The sequence below is a fragment of the Zhihengliuella sp. genome, assembly GCF_031178195.1.
In the GTDB taxonomy this organism is placed as follows: domain Bacteria; phylum Actinomycetota; class Actinomycetes; order Actinomycetales; family Micrococcaceae; genus Zhihengliuella.
The window spans coordinates 204,675-228,653 of the sequence record NZ_JAPSJL010000004.1; the positions used below are offsets into that span (position 1 = coordinate 204,675).

Annotated in this window: 22 protein-coding genes; 13 read left to right on the forward strand and 9 right to left on the reverse strand. The window is 71.1% G+C overall.

The genetic code is table 11. The features are described 5' to 3' along the window. Positions 1-33 precede the first annotated feature (33 nt). Both RIN46_RS08285 and RIN46_RS08290 read right to left on the reverse strand, forming a co-directional pair. Positions 34-876, reverse strand: a complete 843-nt coding sequence (locus RIN46_RS08285; RefSeq protein ID WP_309081653.1) for a 3-oxoacyl-ACP reductase family protein — start codon at positions 874-876, stop codon at positions 34-36. A gap of 53 nt (positions 877-929) precedes the next feature. Beyond that, positions 930-2,075 (reverse strand): acyl-CoA dehydrogenase family protein, encoded by a 1,146-nt coding sequence (locus RIN46_RS08290; RefSeq protein ID WP_309081654.1) that lies wholly within the window; start codon positions 2,073-2,075, stop codon positions 930-932. Positions 2,076-2,259: 184 nt separating this feature from the next. Between RIN46_RS08290 and RIN46_RS08295 the strand changes: the two genes are divergently transcribed. The 7 genes from RIN46_RS08295 to RIN46_RS08325 all read left to right on the forward strand — a co-directional run bounded on the left by RIN46_RS08295 (position 2,260) and on the right by RIN46_RS08325 (position 7,677). Next, complete coding sequence (locus RIN46_RS08295) at positions 2,260-2,937, forward strand: hypothetical protein (protein WP_309081655.1); 678 nt, start codon at positions 2,260-2,262, stop codon at positions 2,935-2,937. Positions 2,938-3,006: 69 nt separating this feature from the next. Beyond that, a complete protein-coding gene (locus tag RIN46_RS08300; RefSeq protein WP_309081656.1) occupies positions 3,007-3,762 on the forward strand; it encodes a DUF2637 domain-containing protein in 756 nt (251 codons plus the stop codon). A 179-nt stretch (positions 3,763-3,941) separates the two neighbouring features. Then, complete coding sequence (locus tag RIN46_RS08305; protein WP_309081657.1) at positions 3,942-4,718, forward strand: maleylpyruvate isomerase family mycothiol-dependent enzyme; 777 nt, start codon at positions 3,942-3,944, stop codon at positions 4,716-4,718. 553 nt (positions 4,719-5,271) lie between these two features. Next, positions 5,272-5,637 carry a phage holin family protein gene (locus RIN46_RS08310; protein ID WP_309081658.1) on the forward strand — a complete coding sequence of 122 codons (366 nt, stop codon included), beginning with the start codon at positions 5,272-5,274 and terminating at the stop codon, positions 5,635-5,637. Beyond that, positions 5,624-6,094: a DUF3618 domain-containing protein gene (locus tag RIN46_RS08315; RefSeq protein WP_309081659.1), complete on the forward strand. Its 471-nt coding sequence runs from the start codon at positions 5,624-5,626 to the stop codon at positions 6,092-6,094. The genes RIN46_RS08310 and RIN46_RS08315 overlap by 14 nt, the downstream gene beginning before the upstream one ends. A 53-nt stretch (positions 6,095-6,147) precedes the next feature. Further along, a complete protein-coding gene (locus RIN46_RS08320) occupies positions 6,148-6,444 on the forward strand; it encodes a DUF4235 domain-containing protein (RefSeq protein WP_309081660.1) in 297 nt (98 codons plus the stop codon). Positions 6,445-6,492: 48 nt separating this feature from the next. Next, a complete protein-coding gene (locus RIN46_RS08325; protein ID WP_309081661.1) occupies positions 6,493-7,677 on the forward strand; it encodes a YihY/virulence factor BrkB family protein in 1,185 nt (394 codons plus the stop codon). Between the two features lie 11 nt (positions 7,678-7,688). Here RIN46_RS08325 and galE read toward each other — a convergent pair whose 3' ends face one another. Together galE and RIN46_RS08335 are read right to left on the reverse strand one after the other, a co-directional pair. Then, on the reverse strand, positions 7,689-8,702 hold the full coding sequence (galE, locus tag RIN46_RS08330) for a UDP-glucose 4-epimerase GalE (protein ID WP_309081662.1): 1,014 nt from the start codon (positions 8,700-8,702) through the stop codon (positions 7,689-7,691). 135 nt (positions 8,703-8,837) lie between these two features. After that, positions 8,838-9,626 carry a DeoR/GlpR family DNA-binding transcription regulator gene (locus tag RIN46_RS08335; protein WP_309081663.1) on the reverse strand — a complete coding sequence of 263 codons (789 nt, stop codon included), beginning with the start codon at positions 9,624-9,626 and terminating at the stop codon, positions 8,838-8,840. A 211-nt stretch (positions 9,627-9,837) separates the two neighbouring features. Here RIN46_RS08335 and RIN46_RS08340 point away from each other — a divergent pair, with 211 nt between their 5' ends. The 5 genes from RIN46_RS08340 (at position 9,838) to RIN46_RS08360 (ending at position 17,398) form a co-directional block, all read left to right on the forward strand. After that, entirely contained in the window at positions 9,838-12,996 is a 3,159-nt protein-coding gene (locus RIN46_RS08340; RefSeq protein ID WP_309081664.1) for a glycoside hydrolase family 2 TIM barrel-domain containing protein, read from the forward strand. 68 nt (positions 12,997-13,064) lie between these two features. Further along, a complete protein-coding gene (gene galT / locus RIN46_RS08345; protein WP_309081665.1) occupies positions 13,065-14,213 on the forward strand; it encodes a galactose-1-phosphate uridylyltransferase in 1,149 nt (382 codons plus the stop codon). Positions 14,214-14,314: 101 nt separating this feature from the next. Next, complete coding sequence (gene galK, locus RIN46_RS08350; RefSeq protein WP_309081666.1) at positions 14,315-15,553, forward strand: galactokinase; 1,239 nt, start codon at positions 14,315-14,317, stop codon at positions 15,551-15,553. Between the two features lie 216 nt (positions 15,554-15,769). Continuing rightward, positions 15,770-16,435 carry a LysE family translocator gene (locus RIN46_RS08355; RefSeq protein WP_309081667.1) on the forward strand — a complete coding sequence of 222 codons (666 nt, stop codon included), beginning with the start codon at positions 15,770-15,772 and terminating at the stop codon, positions 16,433-16,435. Between the two features lie 114 nt (positions 16,436-16,549). Then, on the forward strand, positions 16,550-17,398 hold the full coding sequence (locus RIN46_RS08360; RefSeq protein WP_309081668.1) for an aminoacyl-tRNA hydrolase: 849 nt from the start codon (positions 16,550-16,552) through the stop codon (positions 17,396-17,398). Positions 17,399-17,505: 107 nt separating this feature from the next. Here the strand turns inward: RIN46_RS08360 and RIN46_RS08365 are convergent, their stop codons facing one another. The 3 genes from RIN46_RS08365 to RIN46_RS08375 form a co-directional block, all read right to left on the reverse strand. Next, the gene (locus RIN46_RS08365; RefSeq protein WP_309109449.1) at positions 17,506-18,675 is read right to left on the reverse strand and encodes an alpha/beta hydrolase; all 1,170 of its coding nucleotides are present in this window, start codon (positions 18,673-18,675) and stop codon (positions 17,506-17,508) included. A gap of 125 nt (positions 18,676-18,800) precedes the next feature. Then, positions 18,801-19,826 carry a D-2-hydroxyacid dehydrogenase gene (locus RIN46_RS08370; protein WP_309081670.1) on the reverse strand — a complete coding sequence of 342 codons (1,026 nt, stop codon included), beginning with the start codon at positions 19,824-19,826 and terminating at the stop codon, positions 18,801-18,803. Between the two features lie 58 nt (positions 19,827-19,884). Continuing rightward, complete coding sequence (locus tag RIN46_RS08375; RefSeq protein WP_309109450.1) at positions 19,885-21,927, reverse strand: DUF222 domain-containing protein; 2,043 nt, start codon at positions 21,925-21,927, stop codon at positions 19,885-19,887. A 228-nt stretch (positions 21,928-22,155) separates the two neighbouring features. Between RIN46_RS08375 and RIN46_RS08380 the strand changes: the two genes are divergently transcribed. Further along, positions 22,156-22,320, forward strand: coding sequence for a hypothetical protein (locus RIN46_RS08380; RefSeq protein WP_309082430.1), 165 nt, complete (start codon positions 22,156-22,158; stop codon positions 22,318-22,320). Positions 22,321-22,330: 10 nt separating this feature from the next. Here RIN46_RS08380 and cobB read toward each other — a convergent pair whose 3' ends face one another. Further along, on the reverse strand, positions 22,331-23,038 hold the full coding sequence (gene cobB, locus RIN46_RS08385) for a Sir2 family NAD+-dependent deacetylase (protein ID WP_309082431.1): 708 nt from the start codon (positions 23,036-23,038) through the stop codon (positions 22,331-22,333). Then, on the reverse strand, positions 23,035-23,892 hold the full coding sequence (locus RIN46_RS08390) for a transporter substrate-binding domain-containing protein (RefSeq protein WP_309082432.1): 858 nt from the start codon (positions 23,890-23,892) through the stop codon (positions 23,035-23,037). The genes cobB and RIN46_RS08390 overlap by 4 nt, the downstream gene beginning before the upstream one ends. Positions 23,893-23,979: the final 87 nt, after the last annotated feature.

The following is a 23,979-nucleotide window of genomic DNA, read 5'->3' on the forward strand; positions in this document are numbered from 1 at the left end:
AGACGCAGGTCACCGGGGCAGGCGGCCGGGCCGCTACGCCATGGTCAGGCCGCCGCTGACCGAGAGCGTCTGGCCGGTCACGTAGCCGGCGTCCGGCGACGCGAAGAAATCGACGGCGGCCGCGAGATCCTCCGGCAGCGCCAGCCGCCGCATCGGGATGGCCCGGATCAGGGCCTCCCGGAGCTTCGGGCTGTCCGCGCTGATCTGCTCGAACAGGGGCGTGTCCGCCGGGCCCGGGCAGACGCAGTTCGCCGTGATGCCGTGCCGGGCGGCCTCCCGGGCGAGCGTCTTCGTGAAGGCGATGACACCGCCCTTCGCCGCCGAGTAGACGGCCTCGCCGCTGGAGCCGACCCGTCCGGCGTCGGACGCGATGTTCACGATCCGCCCGCCGAAGTCCGGATCCTCCCGCCGCTGCTCCGCCATCACCGGGACCACGGCCTGCGCGAAGTGCAGCGTGCCGTAGAGGCTGATGCCGATGATCCGGTCCCAGTCCGCCGGGTCGGAGTCGACGAACGGGCCCACCCGGTCCCAGCCGGCGTTGTTGACGAGCACATCGATCCGGCCGTACCGCTCGCGGACGCGCGCGACGACGTCGTCCACGTCCGCGCGCTGCGTGACGTCGGCGCGGACGCCCCATGCCCGGCCGCCGGCCGCGGTGATCTCCTCGCCCACGCGGGCCGCGGACTCCTCGTCGATGTCGGCGATGACGACGACGTTGCCCGCCGCCGCGAGCCGGTGCGCGATGCCGCGCCCGATGCCGGAACCGGCGCCCGTGACGATGGCGACCCGCTCGGTGCCGGACGAGTCGTTGCCGGAGGCGGCGGTGGCCGAGGGGGCGCGGCCGGAGGGGTGGGTGCTGGTGCTCTCGGTGGTCATGCTGTCTCCCTTCCCGGGACTGGTCTGCGCTGCTGGCCGTCGGGGTCCTGTGCTCACGGGGCGAACTCGCGCCCGACCTTCTGGCGGGCGATCACCATCTTCATGATCTGCGCGGTGCCGTCGCCGATCTGCAGCCCCAGGACGTCGCGCATCCGCTGCTCGAAGGGCAGCGTGGTGGTGTACCCGAGCTGGCCGTGGAGCAGCAGGCACTGGTTGATCACGTCGTAGGCCGTCTTGGGGGCCCACCATTTGCACATGGCCGCCTGGGCGGTGTGCGGCAGGCCCTGGTCCTTCAGCCACAGGGTCTGGTAGCAGAGGAGCCGCGCCGCGGTCAGCAGCGTCTCCGCCTCCGCGAGCGGGAAGGCGACCCCCTGGAAACTGCTCAGCGGGTGGTCGAACGCGGTGCGCTGGCGGGTGTAGTCCCAGGTCTCGTCCACCGAGGCGGCGGCCGGGCCGATGCACTGCAGGCCGATGAGCGCCCGGGAGTAGTCGAAGCCCTGCATGACCTGGACGAATCCCTCGCCCTCCACGCCGATCAGGTGCTCGGCGGGGACGCGCACGTCCGTCAGGTGGGCGAGGCCGCGGGAGACGGCCCGGGTCCCCATGTCCGGGGAGCGCTCGAGCTCGACGCCGGGCGCGTCCAGCTCCACCAGGAACGCGCTGATCCCGTGCCCGCGGCTGGCGTCGGGATCCGTCTTCGCGAACACCACGGTGGCCTCGGCCTGCAGTGCGAAGGACATCGACTTGGTCCCGTTCAGCACCCAGTCGGACCCGTCGCGACGGGCCGCCAGCTTGGGACTGCCGGCGTCGGACCCGGCCTGGGGCTCCGAGAGCCCGATGGCGACGATGCCCTCGCCCGAGGTGATGCGCGGGACCCAGCGTCCGGCGAGCTCCTCCGGGGCGTGGTGGGCGAGGATCTGCCCCACGAGTGAGCCGATGATCTGCAGGTAGGCGACGTTGAAGTCGCCCCGCGCGATCTCCTCGGTGATCATGCCGGAGGTCAGCCGCTCCTCGTCGCGGCCGCCCCAGCGCTCGGGGAGCTCGGGAGCGATGAGGCCCAGCCTGCCGATCTCCTGGCGCAGCTCGGGCTCGATCCGCGCGTCACGCTCGCGCTGGGCATAGTCGGGGGCGATGCGCTCGGCGATCCTGCGAGCCGCCGCGGCCAGTTGCTGCTGGGACTCGGTGGGTGTGAAGTCCATTGATCCTCTTCGCCGTTGAAGCGGGCCGGCCGTCACGGCTCCGCGGGGTGTGCGGGCCGTCGAGCCGACGCATCGGACGACGTTGTCCGATGTGAGGCACGTTACAGAGCGCGCGAGGGGGCGGCAACTCGGTCCTGACCACGGGGGAGAAGTGTCTGCAGTGAGGTCGGGTAGCGTCCCACCCATGGAGATCTGGGAACCGGAGGCGGAGGCCGTTGATGCCAAATTCGAAGCAGCCTGGGCGGTTTTCGCCCATTCCTGTGGTCGGCAGTGGGCGAACGAACCGACGTTCCAAGCATGGTTCGCGCATTACTTGATCGGCCAGTTCGGATTCGACCGGGTCGGCCGCGAGGCCATCTTCAATGAGGACCGTTTCAGGTTGCGCCCCCGTCCGCGCACGGAGGTGAAACCTGACATCGTGGTCATGCGGAAGCCGGGCATCATGTTGCCTCACTATGCGAATAAGCTGGCCAAATCGACAGACTTGTCGGGAATCGGACTCATGCGCCATCTCGCCGTCGTTTCAGAATTGAAGGTTGGCGTCTCGACTGCGAACGGTTTGGACCGTCGGGCGATTCGCACCGACATCGAGAAGTTGTCGCACTTACTGGACGAACACGAATACGTCAACGGGACGCAGGCGCCGTTGGCCTATGCGTGTGTCTTGGACAATCACCCGAAGAGGCGTACTTCGCGTGTGGAGATGGAGGAGCTTCTCGCCGATGCAGGGGTTCGTCCCGACGTCAGGCTGCTCTTCGCATCGCCGGAGCAGCGACCAAGCGGGCCGTCTGACGGCCGACTGCACTGGGGAGTCGGTCGAAGCCCCCAGGGGGCCACCGAGTCCGATCCCGAACGCGGATAGGATTCACGAGGGCCGTTCGGCCCGGCCAGACCGTTGGTCACCCCGTACTCCCAGGAGACACGCCGCCGCATGAAGACCACCAAGATCCCCAATGAGCCGCACAAGGCAGTTCTCTGGACGGCCGTCGGCGCCACGGTCGTCATCGCCGTCGGCGCCTTCATCCTCTCCTTCGCGGCCCTGACCGATCTGGCGCAGCGGTCCGGCATCGAGGCGCACCTCGCCTGGATCTGGCCGATCATCGTCGACGGCATGATCGTCGCCGCCACCGTCGCGATCGTGGCGCTCAACGGCCACGACCGCCGCGCCATGATCTACCCGTGGTCGCTGCTCTTCTTCGGCGCGATCGTCTCCACGGCCGCGAACTCCGTGCACGCGATCCTCACGGTCGAGAGCACGCAGTCCGGCATCCCGCCGGTGGTCTCCGCGCTGGTCGCGGCCATGCCGCCGGTGGTGCTGCTCGCCATCACGCACCTGACCGTGCACATGTACCAGAAGCGGGCCGAGGCCGCCGAGCAGCGGGCGCAGGAGCAAGCGCGCCTGGACGCCGAGCAGGCCGACCTCGACGCCGAGCGCGCAGCGCACCAGGCCGAGGTCGAGTCCGCCGCCGAGGCCAAGTACCGGGCGCTCTACGAGGCGCAGTACCAGCGCTTCACCGCCGAGCAGCGCGACGCCGGCTGGACCCCCGAGGAGGAGATGGACCCGGGGCTGGCCGCCGCCGAGGGGCTGGAGCCAGCAGCCGAGGCCGGGCCCGGGAATGCACCGCTTTACGACGACACGTGGGAGCGCATCGCGCCCGGGACCCCGGCCCCGCGCCCGCGCGACTGAATCCTCGCCTGCGCGGCTGGGCCCCCGCCTGCGCGGCTGAGTCCGCGCCTGGGCGACTGAGTCCGCGCCTGGGCGACTGACCCGCGGTGGCTGCGCCGTCGTCGTACCCGCGCGGCCTGCCCGTCCCACTCGTGTGCCATGCTGAGGTCACTGCGACCGCCGACCGAAGGGCACCGACCATGAGCGAGCCGACCTACCGCACCGCCGATGAGGATGTCCTGCGCGAGCTCGCCGGCGTCGCCGAGGCCGCCGCGTACTTCCACGCGCGCCTGAACGAGCTCCGCGACTCGCAATTCGCCGGCGACTCGCTCCTGCCCGGGTGGACGCGCGCGCACGTCGTCGCGCACGTCGGCTACAACGCCTACGCCCTGGCCCGCCTCATGACCTGGGCGGAGACCGGCGTCGAGACGCCCATGTACGCCTCCGCCGAGGCGCGCGATGCGGACATCGAGGCCGGCGCCGCGCTCGATCCGGGGTCCCTGCACTTCCTCTACGAGGATTCCCACCAGCAGCTCCTCGAGCACTGGCAGCGGATGGACGACGCCGCCTGGAGCGCCCGCGTCCGGACCCGGCAGGGCGCCGGGATCGCCGCCTCCACCACGGTGTGGATGCGCGCCCGCGAGCTCTGGCTGCACGCGATCGACCTCAATAGCGGCGCCGGTTTCGGCGATCTGCCCGAGCCGGTGCTCGCCCGGCTGTTGCGCAACGTCGAGGCCGCGTGGTCCGACCGCGAGGAGGCGCGGGGGCTGAGGCTGCGCCCGGCGGGCTCCCCGGCGACAGTTGCGGGGGCGGACGACGGCGATGCCGAGGCGGGCGCGGGCGTCACCGTGGTGACCGGCGAGCTGCCCGACCTCGCCGCTTGGGCGACAGGGCGGGCGCAGTCGCTGGACCGACTGCAGTTCGCCGGCGAGGGCTGGAACGGCGGCGCCCCGGCGCCTGCACCACGCTGGCTCTAGGGCACACCTCGGGCAACTCGGCGGGAGGCTTTGGTCGCGGCGCCGTCGTGCTCCAAGATGTGGGTCGCCCTCGGTAACTTGATCCTGCAACCATTTCCCGGTTGCATCGTGGTAGAGATCGTCGTTCGCCCAAAGAGCGGACGATGTCCGCTGCGGAGGGTTGCCCCGGTCTTGGGTTGGGGCTTCCCATCTCACAGTCGCCGTGCGGCGAGCTGGCTGAACGCGTGCCATGCCATCAGCCAGTCCGTCCGCCGGCGCCCGGCGGGGAGCGAGAGTCGCTTGGGGGCGTTCCCCGCCGGCCCCTTCCTCTGCCGTGCTCGGGGCATGTTCTGGGCCCGTCCTGCCCGGTGATGCACTTTCTACGGAGTTCACAGGATCTTTCGATTGAAACACCACCGGCTCCACGAGAGTCTGGGTCTACGCCCGGGGGCGGGAATCCCGGACTGACAGCTTCATTTCTACTGACCGCAGCGGCTGGACCGCCTGCCGACGAAGTAAGGGGAGCGCCATGACCCAACCGCATAACTCCACGGAGCCATCGACTCCGGAATTGATGACGCAACTCTCGGAGCAGACGTCGCGCCTCGTCCGGGACGAACTGAAACTGGCCCGCGCCGAACTGACCGCCAAGACCAAGCAGGGAGGGATGGGAGCCGGTTTCCTCGGTGCCGGCGGAATCCTCGCGTGGTTCGGGTTCGCGGCGCTCGTGACCACCGCCATCCTGGCCCTGGCTCTCGTCCTGCCGGCGTGGGCAGCGGCGCTGATCGTCACGGTGGTCCTGTTCGCGGCCGCCGGCATTGCCGCACTGCTGGGCAAGAAGAAGATCGAGAATCTCTCGCCCACCCCGGAGAAGACGAAGGCGAACGTCCAGCGCGACGTCGCAGAGGTAAAGGAGCACAGCCGCCATGAGCACGCCTGATCGAGCGACCTCCGGGATGACCGAGGCAACCACCGCAGACGCAACCACCGCACACGCAACCACCGCGCACGCGGCGCCACCGCACGCGGCCCCGCCCGTCGGGTCGGCCACGTCGTCGAACCCCGGGGCGGGGACCGCCCGCCCGGAGCCGGACAAGGACGCGACGCCCGAGGAGATCGAGGCCGACATCGAGCGGACCCGTCACGAGGTCGGGGAGACGGTGGAAGCCCTCTCCCGCAAGCTCGACGTGAAATCGCGCGCCCGGCACCAGGTGGACGAGACGAAGGAGCGAGTGGCCGAGCGGGTCGAGGAAGCGCAGCACCAGGTCCACGAGTACTCGGAACGGGCCAGGGAACGCCTCACCGACGAGCGGGGCAAGCCGAACCGGGACGGATGGATCGCGCTCGCGGCCGCAGCCGCCGTCGTCGTCCTCCTGATCCGGAGCGCCCGGCGCTGATCGTCGAGGCCCGCTGACGCGTGACCCGGAGCTCCACGAGAAAGGAATTTGAGATGGCCACCAACAAGCATTCCAGCAAGTCAGCGAAGATCCTCTACCGGCCGCTAGGTCTGATCAGCGGGCTGATCAGTGGCGCGGTGGCCACAGCTGCCTTCCGGCAGGTCTGGAAGCGGGTCTCCGGCAGCAGTGCGAACGAGACCCCGACGGCCCTTCAGTCGGAGTACGGGCTCCGCGAGATCCTCCTCGCGTCGGCAATCCAAGGCGCCATTTTCGCCTTCGTGAAGGCTGTCGTCGACCGCGGCGGCGCCCGGGCCTTCGAGAAGGTGACCGGAGAGTGGCCGGGCGACTGACCCTCGCCCCGAACCTGCTCGAGTGAACTCTGGAGAAAGGCACCTGCGATGTCCGACCGACCCCGAGACCACGCCACGACGGACCCTGCGGACGCTCCGCCGCCGGACGACGACCGGAAACCGGATTCTCCCCGGGAGATCACCAAGGCGTCCTGGGGCTTCATCCTCAAATCGACGCTGCGCGAGTTCTCGGCGGACGGATGCATGGACCTCGCCGCCAGCCTGACCTACCGGACCGTCCTGTCGATCTTCCCCGCCCTGATCGCGCTGGTCTCGATCCTGAGTCTGGTCGGGCAGAGCGGGAACACCGTCACGAGGTTCCTGGACGAGGCGGAGGGCGCGGTCCCGTCGAGTTCGTGGACCACGGTGCGCCCGGCCCTCGAGTCGATCCTGACGGCGCCCGCGCCCGGCCTCGGTCTCATCATCGGTCTGCTGGCCGCGCTGTGGACGGCCTCGAGCTACGTGAAGGCGTTCGGCCGGGCGATGAACTCCATCTATGACGTGCCCGAGGGTCGGGGCTTCATCAAAGTCAACGTGCAGCTCTATCTGCTGACCGCTCTCATCCTGGTGCTCGGGGCGGCGGCCCTGACGATCCTCGTGGTCTCCGGCCCGGTGGCCGAGGCGGTGGGCAACGCCATCGGGCTCGGCGCGGTGGCGATCACGGCCTGGAACATCGCTAAGTGGTTCGTGCTCGCGTTCATCATCGTGTTCGTCATCGCGCTCCTCTACTACGCGACGCCGAACGTGAAGCAGCCGAAGTTCCGGTGGATGAGCACCGGTGCGATCGTCGCCATCGTGGTCTCGCTGCTGGCGACCGCGGGCTTCTTCTTCTACGTCGCGAACTTCGGCAACTACAACGCCACGTACGGTGCGCTGGCCGGTGTGATCATCATGCTGCTGTGGATCTGGATCGTGAACGCGATCCTGCTCTTCGGCGCAGAGCTCGACAGCGAGATGGAGCGGGGCCGCGAGCTGCAGGCCGGCCTGCCCGCCGAGGAGGAGCTCCAGCTGCCTGCGCGCGATACCAAGGCGAGTGACAAGAAGGCCAAGAAGTACCGCGAGCACGTGGAACGAGCGCGGAACCTCCGCCGGAGCCACGGCCGGACGCAGAAGGCCCCTGCACCGGAGGATCCAGCTTGGGACAAGGGGTCCCGGGAGAGCCAAAGCCACGGGGGCACCGAGCCGGACGACCGCGACGGTCGGGGCCGCTCCGGGGCGCACCGGGCAGAGTAGTCCGGCCCTGATCAGCCTGCGTACCCGTTCGGGTTGCGCTCCTGCCAGCGCCAGTGGTCGCGGCACATCTCGTCGATGCTGCGCGTGACCGACCATTCGAGGTCGGCCTTGGCGCGCGAGGCGTCCGCCCAGAACGCCGGGAGATCGCCGGGTCGGCGGGGCGCGAACTCGTAGGGCAGCTCGCGGCCCGCGGCCTTCTCGAACGCGTGCAGCATCTCCAGGACCGAGGTGCCCGACCCGCCGCCGAGGTTCCACCGGTGCGTGCCGGCGTGCTCCGCCAGGTACTCGAGCGCTGCCACGTGGCCCCCGGCCAGGTCGACGACGTGGATGTAGTCCCGCAGGCAGGTGCCGTCCGGGGTGTCGTAGTCGTTCCCGAAGATCTGGAGCCGCTCCCGCCGGCCCACGGCCACCTGCGCGATGAAGGGCACCAGGTTGTTCGGGATGCCCTGCGGGTCCTCGCCGATGCGTCCGGACGGATGGGCGCCCACCGGGTTGAAGTAGCGCAGCAAGGCCACGCGCCACTCGGGGTCCGCGGCGGCGACGTCGGACAGGATGTCCTCCACCTGCTCCTTGGTCCGCCCGTAGGGGTTCGTGGCCCCGATCTCCATGTGCTCGATGTACGGGTACGGGTTGTGCTCGCCGTAGACGGTCGCCGAGGAGCTGAAGACGATGCTCCGCACCCCCTGGCGCTGCATCACCCGTAGCAGCGAGATGGTGCCGGCCGTGTTGTTGAAGTAGTAGTCCAGCGGGATCCGGGCGGACTCGCCCACGGCCTTGAGCCCCGCGAAGTGAATGACCGAATCGGGCCGGTGGCGGACGAAGACGTCCTCGAGTCCTGCCTCGTCCGTCAGGTCCACGACCTCCAGCCCGGCCGTCCGCCCGGCCAGCTCGCCGACCCGGCGCAGGGCCTCGGGCGAGGAGTTGTAGAGGTTGTCGACGACGACGACGTCGTGCCCCGCCTCCAGGAGGGCGAGCACGGTGTGCGAGCCGATGTAGCCGGTGCCGCCGGTGACGAGAATGCGCATGGGTACAGCCTTCCAGATGTCTCGAGGATTTCGCCGTGGTGCCCGGCGGGCCGGAGGGTGGTGCCCGGCGGCCGGGGGCGGGCCGACACCGGGTCGGTCCGTACGGAGGACGGGTCAGTTCGTGCGGACGGCGGTTCAGTCCGCCACGATCACGTCGGTCACCGATTCGCGCAGCTGCTCCAGCGCGGTCGCGGGCAGCTGGTCGTCGGTCACGTAGAGGTCGGCGGCGTCGAGCGGCGCGATGACGCCCAGGCCGGTCATGCCCCACTTCGCGTGGTCGGCCAGCACCGCGGTGCGCGCGGCGGAGGCGAGGAACGCATGGCACACCTGCGCCTCGAGCAGATTCGGCGTGCTGAAGCCGCGATCCGCCCGCACCCCGTGGACCCCCATGAAGAACAGGTCCACGTTCAGCTGGGCCAGGGCGCCGAGAGCCAGCGGGCCCACCAGCGCGTCCGACGGCGTGCGCACCCCGCCCGTGAGCAGCACGGTCTGCGTCGGGCCGTCGGCGGTATCGGCCGCGTAGAACACGTCGGCGACGCGCGGCGAGTTGGTCACCACGGTCAGGTTGTCGACGCCGGTCAGGTGCCGGGCGAGCGCGAACGTCGTCGTGCCGGAGTTCAGGCCGACCGTCATCCCGGGGGAGACGAGCCGGGCGGCGCAACGCGCGATCGCCTCCTTCTCGGCGGACTGAAGGCTGAGTTTCCGGGAGAACCCGGGCTCGTCGCTCGCGGCCGAGTGCTGCCGGGTGGCGCCGCCGTGGACCTTGACCAGTTCGCCCGCGGCCTCGAGCGTGCCGAGGTCCCGGCGAACGGTCATCTCGGAGATGCCCAGTTGCGCGGCGAGGTCTGTCACCCGGACCTGGCCGTGACGCTTGAGCTCGTCGAGGATGTGCTGGTGCCGCTGCTGGGGGAGGAGTTCGGCCAATGGTCTGTCCGTTCTGTGCCGGAAGTGTGACAGGCCTCGCATCATGGGAGGCCGTGGTGTAAGTTTACGGTAGAAAATGTGCGGATGTGAGTGATATTGGGCAGTGTTTCCGAGGGGAGACCGGATCCGCACGTCCTCGCAGCCGCCCACTGCCCGTCGGTGCACGTCGTCCGGAGCCCGCACAGCATTCCCGTAGCAGCAGGAGAGCCACGTGAACGAACGCCCCTACTTCCTCTCCACGTCGCCCGGTGAGGGTGTCCTGCCGGCGCGCTCCCATCTGGCGTCCGACCGGCCCGAGGCGACGCTCGACGGCCGCTGGGGCTTCCGCTATGCACCCAGCGTGCTCGCGGCGGCGCCGGACCCGCAGGGCGACTCCTGGCCCGAGCACACCGCCGACTTCCCGGATACGGTCGCCGTTCCCGGCCACTGGGTCCTCGACGAGGGGAACGGACCCCTGGTGCTCGGCCAGCGCAACCGGTGGGGCAGCCCCTGGTACACCAACGTGAACTACCCCTTCCCGCTGGACGCGCCGTTCGTGCCGGACGAGAACGGCACCGGCGACTACCTGCGCGAGTTCGCCCTGGACGAACTCGGCGCCGGGTTCGCGGCGGCGGTCCGCGCCGGCGGCCGGGCAATCCTCCGCTTCGAGGGCGTCGAGTCGATCTTCAAGGTCTGGTTCAACGGGTTCGACCTCGGCCACGCCGCCGGCAGCCGCCTGACCCACGAGTTCGACCTCACCGACCACCTCCGCGAGGAGCGGAATCGGCTCGTCGTCCGCGTGCACCAGTTCTCCGCCGCCAGCTACGTCGAGGACCAGGACCAGTGGTGGCTGCCGGGCATCTTCCGCTCCGTCACGCTCATCGCCCAGTCCGCCGGCGGTCTGTGGGACGTGCGCAGCGTCGCCGAGTACGACGCCGGCACCGGTCGCCTGACGCTCGAGGTCGACGCTGCGCGCGACGCGTTCCCCGTCGCCGTGCGGATCCCCGAGCTCGGCGTCGAGACCTCGGTCGGCCTCGGACCTGGGGGCCGCGCGGCGGCCGTGACGGCGGCTGCCGCTGAGGCGAGGATCACAGCGACGGCGACGATCGACGTCGGGCCCGTCGACGGATGGACCGCGGAGACGCCGCGGCTCTACACCGTGGAGGTAGCGACGGCCAGCGAGACCGTGACGCTGCGCGCCGGATTCCGCACCATCGCCATCGAGGACGGGGTGCTGGAGGTCAACGGCGCCCCCGTCCGCTTCAAGGGGGTGAACCGCCACGAGTTCCACCCCCGCACCGGCCGCACTGTGACCCGCGAGTACACCCGCAGCGAGCTGGCGGTGATGAAGCGGCACGGCATCAACGCGATCCGCACCAGCCACTACCCGCCGGACCACCACCTGTTGGAGCTCGCCGACGAGCTGGGCTTCTGGATCGTCGACGAGTGCGACGTCGAGACCCACGGCTACTGCCTGGTGCTGTGGGAGGGGAACCCGTCCGACGACCCTGCCTGGCGCGAGACGTATCTGGACCGGGTGGAGCGGATGTGGCGACGCGACGCCAACCACGCGAGCGTCGTCATGTTCTCCCTGGGCAACGAGGCGGGCACCGGGCGGAATCTGCAGGCGATGGCCGACTGGCTGCACGAGCACGACGCCACGCGCCCCGTCCACTACGAGGGCGACCACGACGCCCGCTACACCGACGTCTACTCGCGGATGTACGCGACGCCGACCGAGTCGCACGCCATCTGCCGCGGAGAGCCGATCCCCACCGCGAGCCGGGAGGGGAGCGACCGGATCGCCCAGCAGCCCTACCTCCTCTGCGAGTACGCGCATGCCATGGGCACCGGGCCCGGCGGGCTGAGCGACTACGAGGCCGTCTTCGACGCGCACGACCGGGCCGCCGGCGGGTTCGTCTGGGAATGGAAGGACCACGGATTCGAGGCGCGGACGCCGGACGGACGGTTGGTGCGGGCCTACGGCGGCGACTTCGCCGAGCCGATCCACGACGGGAACTTCGTGCTCGACGGGCTGGTCTTCGCCGACCTGACCCCGACGCCGGGGCTCATCGAGTACGCCAAGGTGATCGAGCCCGTGTGCTTCGGACTCGCCGGCTGCACGCTCACGGTGCGCAACCGGCAGGACTTCGCCGACACCTCGGCGTTCGAGGTCCGGGCCGTGTGGACGACGAGCGCCGGGAACGACGTCGTCGCCACCGTGCTGGATGTGCCCGCCGTCCCCGCGCGCACCGAGGTGACGTTCGAGCTGCCCCGCGAGCTGCAGTGCCACCTCCGCGGCGAGGACGAGGGCGATGGGGGAGTGCTCACAATCTCCGCACACCTGAAGGCCGACGCCTGGTGGGCCGAGGCGGGGCACGAGGTCGCGTGGGGCCAGTTCGAGGCCGGGGAGTCCGTCCGGCAGCTGCCCTGCGACGCGGGAGTGCCGAAGCCGGGCGCAGCCGACGCCGAGTTCGACGCGCATGGCCTGCTCCGGGGGCTCGACGGCGTCGGGATCTCGGGCCCGGAGGTCGCGGCGTTTCGCGCCCCGACCGACAATGACCTGCTCTGCAGCGAGCCGACGCGCGACATGCGCCCGGGCACCTACGGTGCCGTCGGCGTCGAGCAGCAGGCACCCGGGGACTTCGACTGGAACGCCTACGCCGGCACGGTCCCCTACGAGCCGGCGCCGATCGCCGACGAGTGGTACGCCCGGGGCCTGGACCGGCTCCAGCGGCGCACCGTGAGCGTCAGCCCTGCCTCCGATGTGGAGCCGGGCGCCCTCCGCGTCCTCCAGCGCTACGCCGCGGCCCAGGAGCGCGCCGGCATCTCCGCAGAGCTCGAGTGGAGCCGCGAGCCCGGGGGCTGGCTGCTCGACGCCGTCCTGACCGCCGACGACTTCGGGGTGCCGCTGCCGCTCCTCGGACTCGGATTCGCGCTCCCCGTCGACGCGCTGACGGACGCCTCCGAGGTCCGCTGGTGCGGTGCCGGACCCGGCGAGTCCTACGCCGACCAGGCGGCCTCGGCCCGGCTCGGCGCCCACCGGCTGACGGTCGGCGAGGTGCGCACCGACTACCCGAAGCCGCAGGCCAACGGTCGCAGGGGCCGGCTGCGTCAGCTCGAGCTCGTGCTCGTCGGAGGCCGACGGCTGCTCGTCGACGTCGTCCGCGGCCCCGAGGACACCGGGTTCACACTGTCGCCGTGGAGCCAGCAGGAGCTCGCCTCAGCGACGCACCACGCGCTGCTGCCCGAGCCCAGCGCCTGGTACCTGACCATCGACGGCGGCCACCAGGGGATCGGCACCCGCTCCTGCGGCGTCGGCGTCACCGAGGGGGCCACCTTCAGCGCGCGGCGCGTCGATCTCACCCTCCGGCTCCGCGTCTCGGGATGAGCCCCCGTCCCGAACCCCGACCCAGGACCCCGACCCAGGACCCGACCCAGGCACTCATAGGAGCGACCATGACCCAGCCGGACACCCGCGCGAACACCGCCCCGGAGCCCGTGGCCGCCACCATGGCCGACGGGCGCGAGCTGTACTACTTCTACGACAGCGGGACCGCGCCGTCGGCGACGCCCATCCCGGACCGGCGCGACCTCCCGGACCGCCCGCCGTCGTCCGAGCTGCGGTACGACCCGCTCCTGGGCGAGTGGATCGCCTTCGCCGCCCACCGCCAGACGCGGACGCACCTGCCGCCGGCGGACCAGTGCCCGCTGTGCCCCAGCACCGCGGCGAACCCGTCGGAGATCCCGGCGGACGACTACCACGTGACGGTGTTCGAGAACCGCTTCCCGTCCTTCGGGCCCGAGCAGCACGCGCAGGTCCTCGGCGCGGGGCTCGGCAGCGTCGACCCGGCGCACGGGCGGTGCGAGGTGGTGGTCTTCGGCGCCGACCACGCGGCCTCGCTCAGCGGGATGGGCGGTGAGCGGGTGCGCACCGTCGTCGAGGCCTGGACGCACCGCACGCGCGCGCTGCTGGCGCTCGACGGCGTCGAGCAGGTGTTCCCGTTCGAGAACCGCGGCGCGGAGATCGGGGTGACGCTGCACCACCCGCACGGGCAGATCTACGCGTACCCGTACGTGCCGGCGAGGGTGCAGGCGCAGCTGCGGCAGGTCCGCGAGCACCGCGAGCGAACCGGCGGCAACCTCTTCGCCGACGTGCTCGCCTTCGAGCTGGAGGAGGGGGCGCGCGTCGTCCACCGCGGCGAGCACTGGACGCTCTTCGTCCCGTTCGCCGCCCGGATGCCGGTGGAGGTCCACCTGATGCCCCACCGGCACGTCGGGGATCTGACGGAGCTGAACGACGCCGAGCGTGACGAGCTGGCCTCCGTCTACCATCGCCTGCTGCGCGGGATCGAAGCCCTCTACGAGACGCCGACCCCCTATATCTCCGCCTGGTACCAGGCGCCCCGGGGGAGGCGGGCCGGCGGGTACGACGACGGGCGGGGCGAGTACCGTCTGCACCTGCAGCTGACGAGCCCCCGCCGGGCCGAGCACAAGCTGAAGTATCTGGCCGGTTCGGAGGCGGCCATGGGCGCGTTCGTCGGCGATGTGATGCCCGAGGCCTCGGCGCAGGCCCTGCGCGAGGCCATCGTCCGCGCCGACGCCTGACGTCCTGGCCCTGGCCGGCTCCGCACCCGACCACCGCCCACCCGACCTCCGCCCACCCGACAGACCTCCGCCCACTCGACAGACCGAGGAAACCCGAGTCCATGACCACCCTCCCCGCCGGAGCCCGTGACGCTGCCGACCTCGCCGACCACTTCCACGCCGTCTTCGGCGGCGCCCCGGAGGGCGTGTGGGCCGCCCCGGGGCGCGCGAACCTGATCGGCGAGCACACCGACTACAACGAGGGCTTCGTGCTGCCCTTCGCCATCGAGCACACGGCCCGCGTCGCCGCGCGCCGCACCCACACTGGCGAACTGCGCATCGCGGGCCGGCAGGACGTCGCCGGAGCCGGCGTCGTCGCCGTCGATCTCCGGGACCTGCTCGGCGCTCCCCCCGCGCAGGACCCGGCGGGCGGACGCCTGCCCGGGTGGGCCCGCTACGTCGCCGGCGTCCTCTGGTCGCTGGGCCGCGAGCCCGGGGCGGCCGAGGTCGGCCCGGGGTACGACGTCGTCCTCGACTCCAGCGTGCCCATCGGCGCCGGACTGTCCTCCTCCGCGGCCATCGAATGCGCTGTCGCGGTGGCCGTGAACGACCTCGCCGGGCTCGGTCTGGCCCCCGCAGAGCTGGTGCTGATCGCCCAACGGGCGGAGAACGAGTTCGTCGGGGCTCCGACGGGGATCCTCGACCAGTCGGCGTCGTTGCTGTCCGAGGACGGACGGGCGCTGTTCCTGGACTGCCGGACGCGGGAAGCGCGGGGGGTGCCGCTGGCGCTCGCCGGGGCCGGATTGGAGATCCTCGCGATCGACACCCGGGTCAGCCATGCGCACGAGTCGGGCGGCTACGGCCAGCTCCGGCAGGCCTGCGAGGACGGTGCGCGGGAGCTGGGGGTCAGAGCCCTGCGCGACGTCGACCTGGAGGACCTCCCCGGAGCGCGGGAACGGCTCGCTCCGCAGATCTTCTCCCGCGTCAAGCACATCGTCACCGAGAACCAACGGGTGCTGGACGCCGTTCGACTGCTGGAGACGGTCGACTTCGGGAACCCCGATGGGCGGGCGCTCGCCGACCTCGGAGACCTCCTCACCGCCAGTCACGCGTCGATGCGGGACGACTTCGGCAACTCCTGCCCGGAGATGGACCTCGCCGTCGACACGGCGCTGGCGGCGGGGGCCTACGGCGCCCGGATGACGGGCGGCGGCTTCGGTGGGACCGCGATCGCGCTCGTGCGCGCCAACGACGCCGAGCATGTCGGGTCGGCCGTGCGGGATGCCTTCGATGCTGCGGGGCACGCGACCCCGGAGATCTTCGGCGTCCGGCCGTCGTCGGGCGCCCGCCGGCTGGCCTGACCCGCGCGGGCGGGTGCAGATCTGGCTGTCGCACTTCGAAACCGACCGCGAGCTCTACGGCCCCCCCGGGACGCAGAGCGCTGGCCCATGGCGGACCGGCTGCATCCCGACGCCGAGGCGCACCGGGTCATGGGCGAGCGATTCGCCGACTCGGCCCTGCAGCGGTACCTGCCCCGGCGGTGAACGCGCGTCAGCGTGCAGCCGTAGGATTCCGCTGTGAGTATCGAACAGGCGCTGCTGTCCTTTGCTGCGATCGCGGCACTCCTGACCATCGTTCCCGGAGTGGACACCGTGTTGGTCCTCCGGTCCGCCATCAGCCAAGGCCGTCGCTACGCATTCGCCACAGCAGTCGGGATCAACACGGGTGCCATGACCTGGGGCGTCGCTGCGGCGGTCGGCGCCTCCGCCCTCCTCGCGGCGTCCGAATTCGCCTACACGGCGCTGCGGATCGCCGGGGCGGCGTACGTGATCTGGCTCGGCGTGACGATGCTCTGGAGATCCTTCCGCCCCGCTGATCCGACGACGACGGCGGGTGCTTCCCAGGGTGCCCACGTCGCCGTGGCGACGGGGCGCCTGCACGGGGGCCTCGTGCTGGCGTGGGCCAAGGGTCTCGGGACGAATCTCCTGAACCCCAAGATCGGCGTCTTCTACATCGCGATGATCCCGCAGTTCATCCCGGAGGGCGTCTCGCCGTGGCTCATGGGCGTCGCGCTCGCAGGGGTGCACAACCTGCTCGGGCTGACCTGGTTCGCCCTGATCATCGCCGGGGTCCATACGGCCCGCGGCCGGCTGCAGCGGCCGCGTTACGTGCGGTTCGTCGATCGCGTCTGCGGGACTGCACTCGTAGGCTTCGGAGCGTCGCTGGCGCTAAAGTCCCGCTAGCGGGGGCCGCCGCGCGGTGGCCCGCAATGCGAGGTCGGGATGATCCGCGACCCTCGGATGGCCCGCCGAGCCGCCGGCGTCGGCGCGCGGCGACCTGTCTGGGAAACTGGGGGCGTGGCACTCTTCGAACGCGACGACCGCGAACTCATGCAGCAGATCGTGCTGCTCGTCGACAAGGACCGGCCCGCGCTGGAATCGGAGGGCGTCGCCGCGGCCGCGATCGCGAGTGTGAATGCCTTCCTCGCCCAACCGGACCGTCCTGAGTGGCGACAGTGGGCCGCCGTGCACTTCGGCAAGTCGGTCCGCCGAGCCGACGCGCGGACCTTCCCGAAGATCGTCGCCGAGTTCGCGGAACCCCTGGGCGCCGTCGAGGGCGAGGCGCGCCTCGAGGGGGGCTCCGATGGGGGGCTCGCCATCGCCTTCGTGCCTGCGCCGAAGGAGGAACTGCCGAAGAAGATCGCCAAGCTCCAGGTTTCCGGCACGGCCCTGCCCCGGACGCTGGGCGAACGCGCGGAACTGCTCGCAGCACGGGAGGACAGCACGACGCCGACGCCGGAGCCGACGGAGAGGTTGCCGTCCGCAGACCTTCCCGACGGCCCCGAGGCGGGACGCAACCCCTCACCCGCCGGGGAGGCCTCTCCAGACGGTGCACGCGCCGAGCGTGAGGCCGGCGGCGCGGCGTCACCCGACGCCGTCGTACTGGTACTGAACGACACGCTGGGGATGTCCACGGGCAAAGCCTGCGCGCAGGCCGCGCACGCCCTGTTCGCCTGGCTGCTCGACGCCATTCGCCGGGATCATCCGCGCGTCGACGCATGGTTGGAGGCCGGGCAGCCCGTGAGCGTCCGCTGGGCCGGCGCGGACGACTTCAAGGACCTCCAGCGGCAGGCCACGGGACCGCTCATCCGCGACGCCGGCCGCACGGAGATCGAAACCGGGTCGGTCACCGCGTTCGTCGTCTGACCGAGCTCGGCGTCTCACGGATTCGTGGTCTGGCCGGGTGGCGATCCGATCGGATTCGACGTCCGATCGCGGGTTTCCCGCCTGCTCGTGGCTCCTGTCGGCGCGGGCTAGGAGCGCTCCGGGCTCAGTCCGAGGTCCTCGAGCCATCGCAGCGTGACTTCCGTGTACAGCTGCGAGCCCATCGGCGAGGCTTCGAACACATGGTCCGCGAAGGGCACCCGCACGAGCGTCGTGTCGACCCCGGCCGCGGCGGCCTCGGCCGCGAAGTCGTCGACGGCATGCGGCCGGACGATGTGGTCATTCGTGCCCTGCAGGATCAGGGTCGGGGGCGCCTGCGGGCTCACGTGCGTGGACGAGTCGACGGCGCGGTAGACCTCGGGCCGCTCCGCCGGGGTGCCGCCCGTGTACCGCTCGGTGAAATCGCGCCCGGGTCGATCCCCGCCGGTGATCGCATCGGCATGCAGGGCGTACGGATCGACGGCGGGGAACAGCGGTGCGACCGCGTCGACGTCGGGCAGAGGTCCCTGCCTCGGGCAGCTCAGTGTGCCGGCATTCCCGCGATACGCAGCATTGATGGCCAGATTTCCGCCGGCGCTGTCGCCGAGTGAGACGAAAGTACCGGGCGAGCCGCCGTAGTCCGGCGCATGGGCGGCGGCCCAGGCCATGGCGCAGCCGAGTTGGGCCTCGGCGATCCCGGCCGTGGGACGTGCCGGGGCGGCCAGGGTGTACTCGGCGCTGATCACCAGCCAGCCGGAGTCCGCCAGTGTGGCCTTCATCCCGGCCGCGTCGTCCGTGGCAGAGCCGGAGATCCAGCCTCCGCCGTGGATGAAGAAGGCGATCGGCGCCGACCCGGCCTGAGGCGTCGTCGGCGTCCATACCGAGACCTCCAGCGGTTCACCCGCCAGGGCACCGAACCGTTCCGGGTCGTCGGGGACGGTGCCGTACTGCTCCATGGCGTCGGGAGCGCGGGGCGCCGTCGGGCCGGCGAGCGGGTTGATCAGGACGCCGTGGTCCAGTCCGGTGGCCACGACACGGACGGTCACGACGATGCATCCCAGGAGCGCGACCGCCCCGAGAGCCGCGAGGACGACGCGCCAGCGGCGGCGTCCGCGCCGGCTGGTCCAGCGAGTCAGGGCGAGGCCCACGGCCAGCACGAGGGCCACTGCCACCCCCACCCGGGCGAACCACCCGGAGAGGAGCGACCCGATCTGGCCCAGCAGCGGCAGCTCTGGGAAGAACGCCCCGAGCACCAGGAGGGCTACCGCCGCCAGAGCCAAGCAGGCGGCCAGGAGAGCGACCCCGACGAGCAGTCGCGTGAGGCCAGACGGATGCGGCGGACGCAACCGTCGACCGGAGGGGACCGGTCGTGAGGGTGTTCGCTGCGACTGTGCGGCCGTACCGGTCATGACGCTGGGACGGGCACCTTCTGCGCGTACCCGCGTTCCTTGTCCACCGGGTTCCTCAGTTCTCGACCCTCGACGAATCGGCGCAGATTGTCGAGGAACTGATCCGCGACAGCGTCCTGCCAGCCCGTGACGTCGCCGCACATGTGGGCCGAGACGTGCACGTTGTCCATCGTCCAGAACGGGTGCTCCTCCGGCAGAGGCTCGGTGGCGAAAACATCCAGCGAGGCCGCGGCAATTCGATGGGTCTGAAGGGCCTGCACGAGGGCTGGCTCGTCCACGAGGGCACCCCTGCCTACGTTGATCAGGTGGGCCGAGGGCTTCATCGCGGCAAGAACCTCGGCGTCAACGATGCTCCGGGTGTCCGGTGTCAGTGGTGCGATCAGCACCAGGTGATCAGCCCAGGCGGCGTGCTCTGCCAGCTCGGAGCTGGACACGACGGTGCCGAAATCCGGATCGTCGTCGCGCTCGGTGCGCCCGGCCCCGCGCACCTCGAGCCCGACGGCAGACAGGAGGCGGGCCGTGGCCCGTCCGATGCCGCCGGTGCCCACGATGAGAACCCGCTTGCCGGCGGTGCGCGTCAGCTCGCGGCGTCGCCATTCCGCGTTTCGCTGGAAACCCTTGCTGACGTGGAGCTGCTTGTCGTGGGCCAGCACGGAGCCGAGCACGAATTCGGCGATCGGCTCGTCGTAGACGCCGTGCGCGTTGGTGACGCTGACCGGTGCGTCCCTGAGTTCGTCGAAGAGCACCGAGTCGACGCCTGCGGCGGCAATGTGAACCCACTGCAGGTGGTGCTTGGCAGGCCAGGACCGTTGCAGCACACCGGCGAAGCGTGTCCACAGGAGCAACGCATCGGCGTCCGGCAGCGCGGTCGCGAGCCCGGCAGGGCCGGTGTACACCACGTCGGCCAAGTCCTCGATGGCGGCCGCGTTGTACGGCTTCGGTGCATCTTCGACCGTCTGGATGACGAGCCGCGGCTTTGCCGTCAGTCCAGCGTGCTGTGAGGTCCGGTTCTCTGTCTCCACGGGTCCAGCCTAGGCGCGTCGGCGAATGTTACGCGTCTGCCGATTCATGGCTATCGGTTCAGAAGGGGATGGGTGTCGGCTCCGGTGGGTCGAGGGGCAGGAGTGCTGTCTGGTCGGTTGTTTCGGGGTGGAAGTAGGGGTTGCGCATCAGGGGCCTCTGCGGGTCGACGGTCGCCGGTGGTCGCCAGAGCGGGATGCCGGTGGTGGTGTCGATGTCCCAGGTGCTGTTGTCGGCCAGGGTGTGGTGGAACAGGCAGCACAGGGCCCCGTTGGACACGTCGGTGGCCCCTCCTTGGTGCCAAGGAACGACGTGGTGGGCCTCGCACCAGGTCGCCGGGACCGTGCAGCCGGGGAACGTGCACCCCCGGTCGCGGATGGTGAGGGCGCGGCGCTGGGCGGCAGTGAAGGTCCGCTGGGCCCGCCCGAGGTCCAGGACCTGGCCCTGGTCGCCGAGCACGGCCGGCAGCACCGCCGCATCGCACGCGAGGCGGCGCAGCTGGGCGGGCGGCATCATCGGGGTGTAGACGCCCCGGCTGACGGGCAGCCGCCACGACGAACCACCCGACGGCTCATCCGGTAGGCCTCCCAGGGCGCCGTCGTCCCGGCCACCCGGCGGGTGTGCCGACCGGCCGGGCCCTCCGGGCCGATCGGAGTGCCCTGGAGGACTGGCCGTCTGGTCGTGCGGGCCGCTGGATGCATCGGTTCCGTTCGTCTGGTGCAGCAGGGTCTGGTGGTCGATGGTGACCATGACGACGGGGCGCTGACCGCCGGTGGAGGGCAGCCGGTCCGTCGCCAACGCGATGTTCAGGGCGGCGAGGATCCCGTCGAGCTCCTGCTGCGCCCGCGACCGCTCATCCGCGAGCGCCGCCCCCGGCTCGGGGAGGAACGCCACCGGAACCGCCGAAGCACCGGGACTCGGATCAGCGCCAACGGAGCCAGCGGCGCCGACGTCGCTGCTCGTACCCGTCCGGTCCGTCTTCTCCGTGGCGGCCGCGGAGTCGCCACGCCCGTTCTCGTTCTCGTGTCCGTCGACGCCGCCACTGGCGCTCGTTCCTGTCCCTCCGGCCGCGGATCCAATGAGGCCCGCATCGGCGGCCGCGCCGGAGAGCGGGCCGTCTGCTCCCGGCCGGTCCGTGTCGGCGGCGGGCCCGCCGGCGGCAGGTCCCTTCGCTCCGGTCGCCTCGTCGTTGATGTCGTTGATGTCGTTGTTGTTGCGGGTGGTGCGGGGGTTGGTGGCGGCGCCGGTGACGGTGCGGAGGATCTCGAACTGCGCGGTCGTGACGTTCAGATGGAACCGGTGCAATCCCTGCCGCCGGCCCTTGTAGAACAGTCCCTGCTGGGACTGCTTGACCGCCGCGGAGGGCTCGAGGCCGTCCTGGTCGATCGCGACCTCCCACTGCTGGGCCACGGCCTCGACAGTGCGCGGATCGAAACGCCGGGCCGCCTGCGCGAGGTTCTCCTCCATCGCCTCCCACATCCGCACCGCGTCCGGGCCGAGCTGGACGGCCCGCGGGGCCACCCGGTCCAGGCAGCGCACCGCGATCACCGCAGCCTCCGCGGAGACCTCCCCGGCGACAGCAGCCTCACCCAGATGCGGGTACCTCGGCACCAACACCTCACCGGTGAGCGCACGGCGGGGCAGCAACGACCCGGCCAGGTTCAGGCGCCGGTTCGTCTCGGTGGTCGTGACGCGTTCGGCGTGCCGGTACCAGTCCGCGGTGCTCTTGAACTCCGACAATCCCCGCCCCGTCCCGCCGGCCCCGGCCCCGGCGAGATCGGCCTCCTCGGCGACCCGCGCCCCCAGGACCCGCCCGAAATCCGTGCCCCGGCCCACGCCCTCGAGCAGGTGCACCAGCCGGGCCGCCGGCCCCGGATCCCACGGACCTTCGCAGACCGCCTCGGCCGTCTCCGCGAGAAGCTCCCGGACCACCACATCCAAGGCCTCCCACCGCTCCAGCAGGCCAGAGCGCCCGAGGGTGGAGCCTGCGGCCACGGTGGACGCCGCCGTGCCGGTCGACGCGGCAGGAACAGGCGCGGCGTCTGCTGCAGCGGCTGCTGCCGCTGACGCTCCGCCTGCCCCATCCGCTCCGGTGAAATCCATGTATTCATCCTCGCCCGCCATCAGGTTGGACGCCCGGACGGCCGGCACCACTGTGCACGGCAACGCCCGGCAACGGACCTGTGGAGGACGAGTCGAAGAGGCAACATTCTCGGAAGGCGGGCGAAGGGCGAGGGGACGCGAGAAGCTCTTGCCACCGGCCGAGCGCGGTGCCACGGTGGAGGAGTCGGTCACCGTCGACCGGCCCTGAGGACATGACCGGAGAAGACCATGGGCAGGTACGAGGACGAGCGGTACCAGAAGTACTACAACAGGCCCCCACACGGCGAGATCCCGCAGGATCCGAAGCGGCGCGCGGCCATGGAGGCCGGCGCGCCCGAGCCGGACGAGGTCGACGACGATCCGAATGTCGAGGCGCCCCACGACGACGCCTGATGCGGCCGCTTCACTGGTTCGTGAGAACCTCGTCGACCCACCGGGGGACCTCGGACGCGGCGGGGCCCCGACGCACCTCCGCGAAGCCGAAGCTCACCTCCGACGGCTCGAGGTTCAGCTCGACGGTCTGCGCGCCGGCGGCCGCCGCGACGTGAACGAAGCCGGCGGCGGGATAGACATTGCCCGACGTCCCGACCGCCGCGAAGACGCTGCAGTCCTCCAGCGCCTCGAGGATCCCTTCCAGGCCGATCGGCATCTCGCCGAACCACACGACGTGCGGGCGCAGGCGGCCCGAGACCCCGCACCCCGGGCAGATGGAGTCGACGCCGAGCTCCGGCCAGGCGTCCCGGACCGCGGCACACTCCGTGCAGGACATCTTCAGCAGCTCCCCGTGCAGGTGCAGGACGTTCCGGGATCCTGCTCGCTCGTGCAGGTCGTCGATGTTCTGCGTGACGATCAGGACGTCGCCGTCGTACTCCTGCTCGAGTCTGGCGAGCGCGAGGTGCGCGGCGTTCGGCTCCACGCCGTCGCTCGAGAGGTGCGCGCGCCGCGCGTTGTAGAACCGGTGGACCAGGGCCGGGTCAGCCTCGAACGCCTCCGGCGTCGCCACGTCCTCCGGGCGGTGGTCCTCCCACAACCCGTCGGCCGCGCGGAAGGTCCGGATCCCCGACTCCGCGGAGATCCCGGCGCCCGTCAGCACGACGATCCTCCGGCTCATCCGAACCACGGCTCCTTGGCCGCGTCGTAGGTCCCATCATGCTTGGCCATGTTCAGCCACTGGTCCACGTACTCCTGGAACGCCTCATCGCCCCGGGGGAGCAGGTACGCCTTCTGCGAGAAGTTGAACGGGTCGTCCGGGTGGACGGCGCAGAGCTCGGGCTTCTCGTTCGCCACCCACCGGGTCTCCGAGGCGTCGGTGGTCATGACGTCGGCCCGCCCGGCGATGATCTCGTCGAAGATGGTGTTGTTGTCCTCGTGGCGGATGATCTCGCCCTCGGGGTAGTGCTCCTCCGCGAACTCCTCGTTTGTCCCGCCGATCGGGGTGATGGACCGGACGCCGGGCTGGTTGATCTCCTCGACCGTGTCGTACTTCTCGACGTTCTCGCACAGGGTGATCGGCGTCTTGCCCTCGTCCAGGGTCGCCTCCGTATAGAACGCCTGCTCCGCCCGTTCCAGCGAGATGGAGATCCCGCCGACGCCGATGTCGCACGAGGAGAGGAAGTCCGGCATCAGGTCCTTCCAGGTGGTCTGGACGTACTCGACCTCGACGTCCATCCGTGAGGCGAGGTCCTCGACCATCGTGATGTCGATGCCCTCGTACTCACCGGTCTCCGGGTCGAGATAGGTGAAGGGGCGGTAGTCGCCGGTGGTGCAGACCGTGAGCACGCCGGCCTCCTTCACGGAGGCCAGCCGGGAGTCCTTCGCGGCCGCCGGGGCAGCGTCCGGCGTCGGGCCGTCCCCGGCCGGCTCCGTGGCCGTCCCGCCGGAGCACGCCGTCAGGAGGAGCGAGGAGAGGACGACGGCGGCAACAGCGACGCCGCGGCGGCGGGTCGCGGTGCGAGACGAGCGCATGGGGAGGCCTTTCGGTGTCCGGTGTGTCCCAGAACACTATCGAGACGGCCGGTCTCCGTCACTCGCGCGGTCCGGTCCGGGGCCGCA

Bases quoted from the DNA above. Each gene is read 5' to 3' on its own strand.
- RIN46_RS08310 (WP_309081658.1), top strand. From the start codon at position 5,272: ATGACGCAACTCTCGGAGCAGACGTCGCGCCTCGTCCGGGACGAACTG.
- cobB (WP_309082431.1), bottom strand. From the start codon at position 23,038: ATGAGCCGGAGGATCGTCGTGCTGACGGGCGCCGGGATCTCCGCGGAG.
- RIN46_RS08390 (WP_309082432.1), bottom strand. From the start codon at position 23,892: ATGCGCTCGTCTCGCACCGCGACCCGCCGCCGCGGCGTCGCTGTTGCC.
- RIN46_RS08320 (WP_309081660.1), top strand. From the start codon at position 6,148: ATGGCCACCAACAAGCATTCCAGCAAGTCAGCGAAGATCCTCTACCGG.
- RIN46_RS08300 (WP_309081656.1), top strand. From the start codon at position 3,007: ATGAAGACCACCAAGATCCCCAATGAGCCGCACAAGGCAGTTCTCTGG.
- RIN46_RS08285 (WP_309081653.1), bottom strand. From the start codon at position 876: ATGACCACCGAGAGCACCAGCACCCACCCCTCCGGCCGCGCCCCCTCG.
- galT (WP_309081665.1), top strand. From the start codon at position 13,065: ATGACCCAGCCGGACACCCGCGCGAACACCGCCCCGGAGCCCGTGGCC.
- RIN46_RS08375 (WP_309109450.1), bottom strand. From the start codon at position 21,927: ATGGATTTCACCGGAGCGGATGGGGCAGGCGGAGCGTCAGCGGCAGCA.
- RIN46_RS08325 (WP_309081661.1), top strand. From the start codon at position 6,493: ATGTCCGACCGACCCCGAGACCACGCCACGACGGACCCTGCGGACGCT.
- RIN46_RS08290 (WP_309081654.1), bottom strand. From the start codon at position 2,075: ATGGACTTCACACCCACCGAGTCCCAGCAGCAACTGGCCGCGGCGGCT.
- galE (WP_309081662.1), bottom strand. From the start codon at position 8,702: ATGCGCATTCTCGTCACCGGCGGCACCGGCTACATCGGCTCGCACACC.
- galK (WP_309081666.1), top strand. From the start codon at position 14,315: ATGACCACCCTCCCCGCCGGAGCCCGTGACGCTGCCGACCTCGCCGAC.
- RIN46_RS08305 (WP_309081657.1), top strand. From the start codon at position 3,942: ATGAGCGAGCCGACCTACCGCACCGCCGATGAGGATGTCCTGCGCGAG.
- RIN46_RS08295 (WP_309081655.1), top strand. From the start codon at position 2,260: ATGGAGATCTGGGAACCGGAGGCGGAGGCCGTTGATGCCAAATTCGAA.
- RIN46_RS08380 (WP_309082430.1), top strand. From the start codon at position 22,156: ATGGGCAGGTACGAGGACGAGCGGTACCAGAAGTACTACAACAGGCCC.
- RIN46_RS08315 (WP_309081659.1), top strand. From the start codon at position 5,624: ATGAGCACGCCTGATCGAGCGACCTCCGGGATGACCGAGGCAACCACC.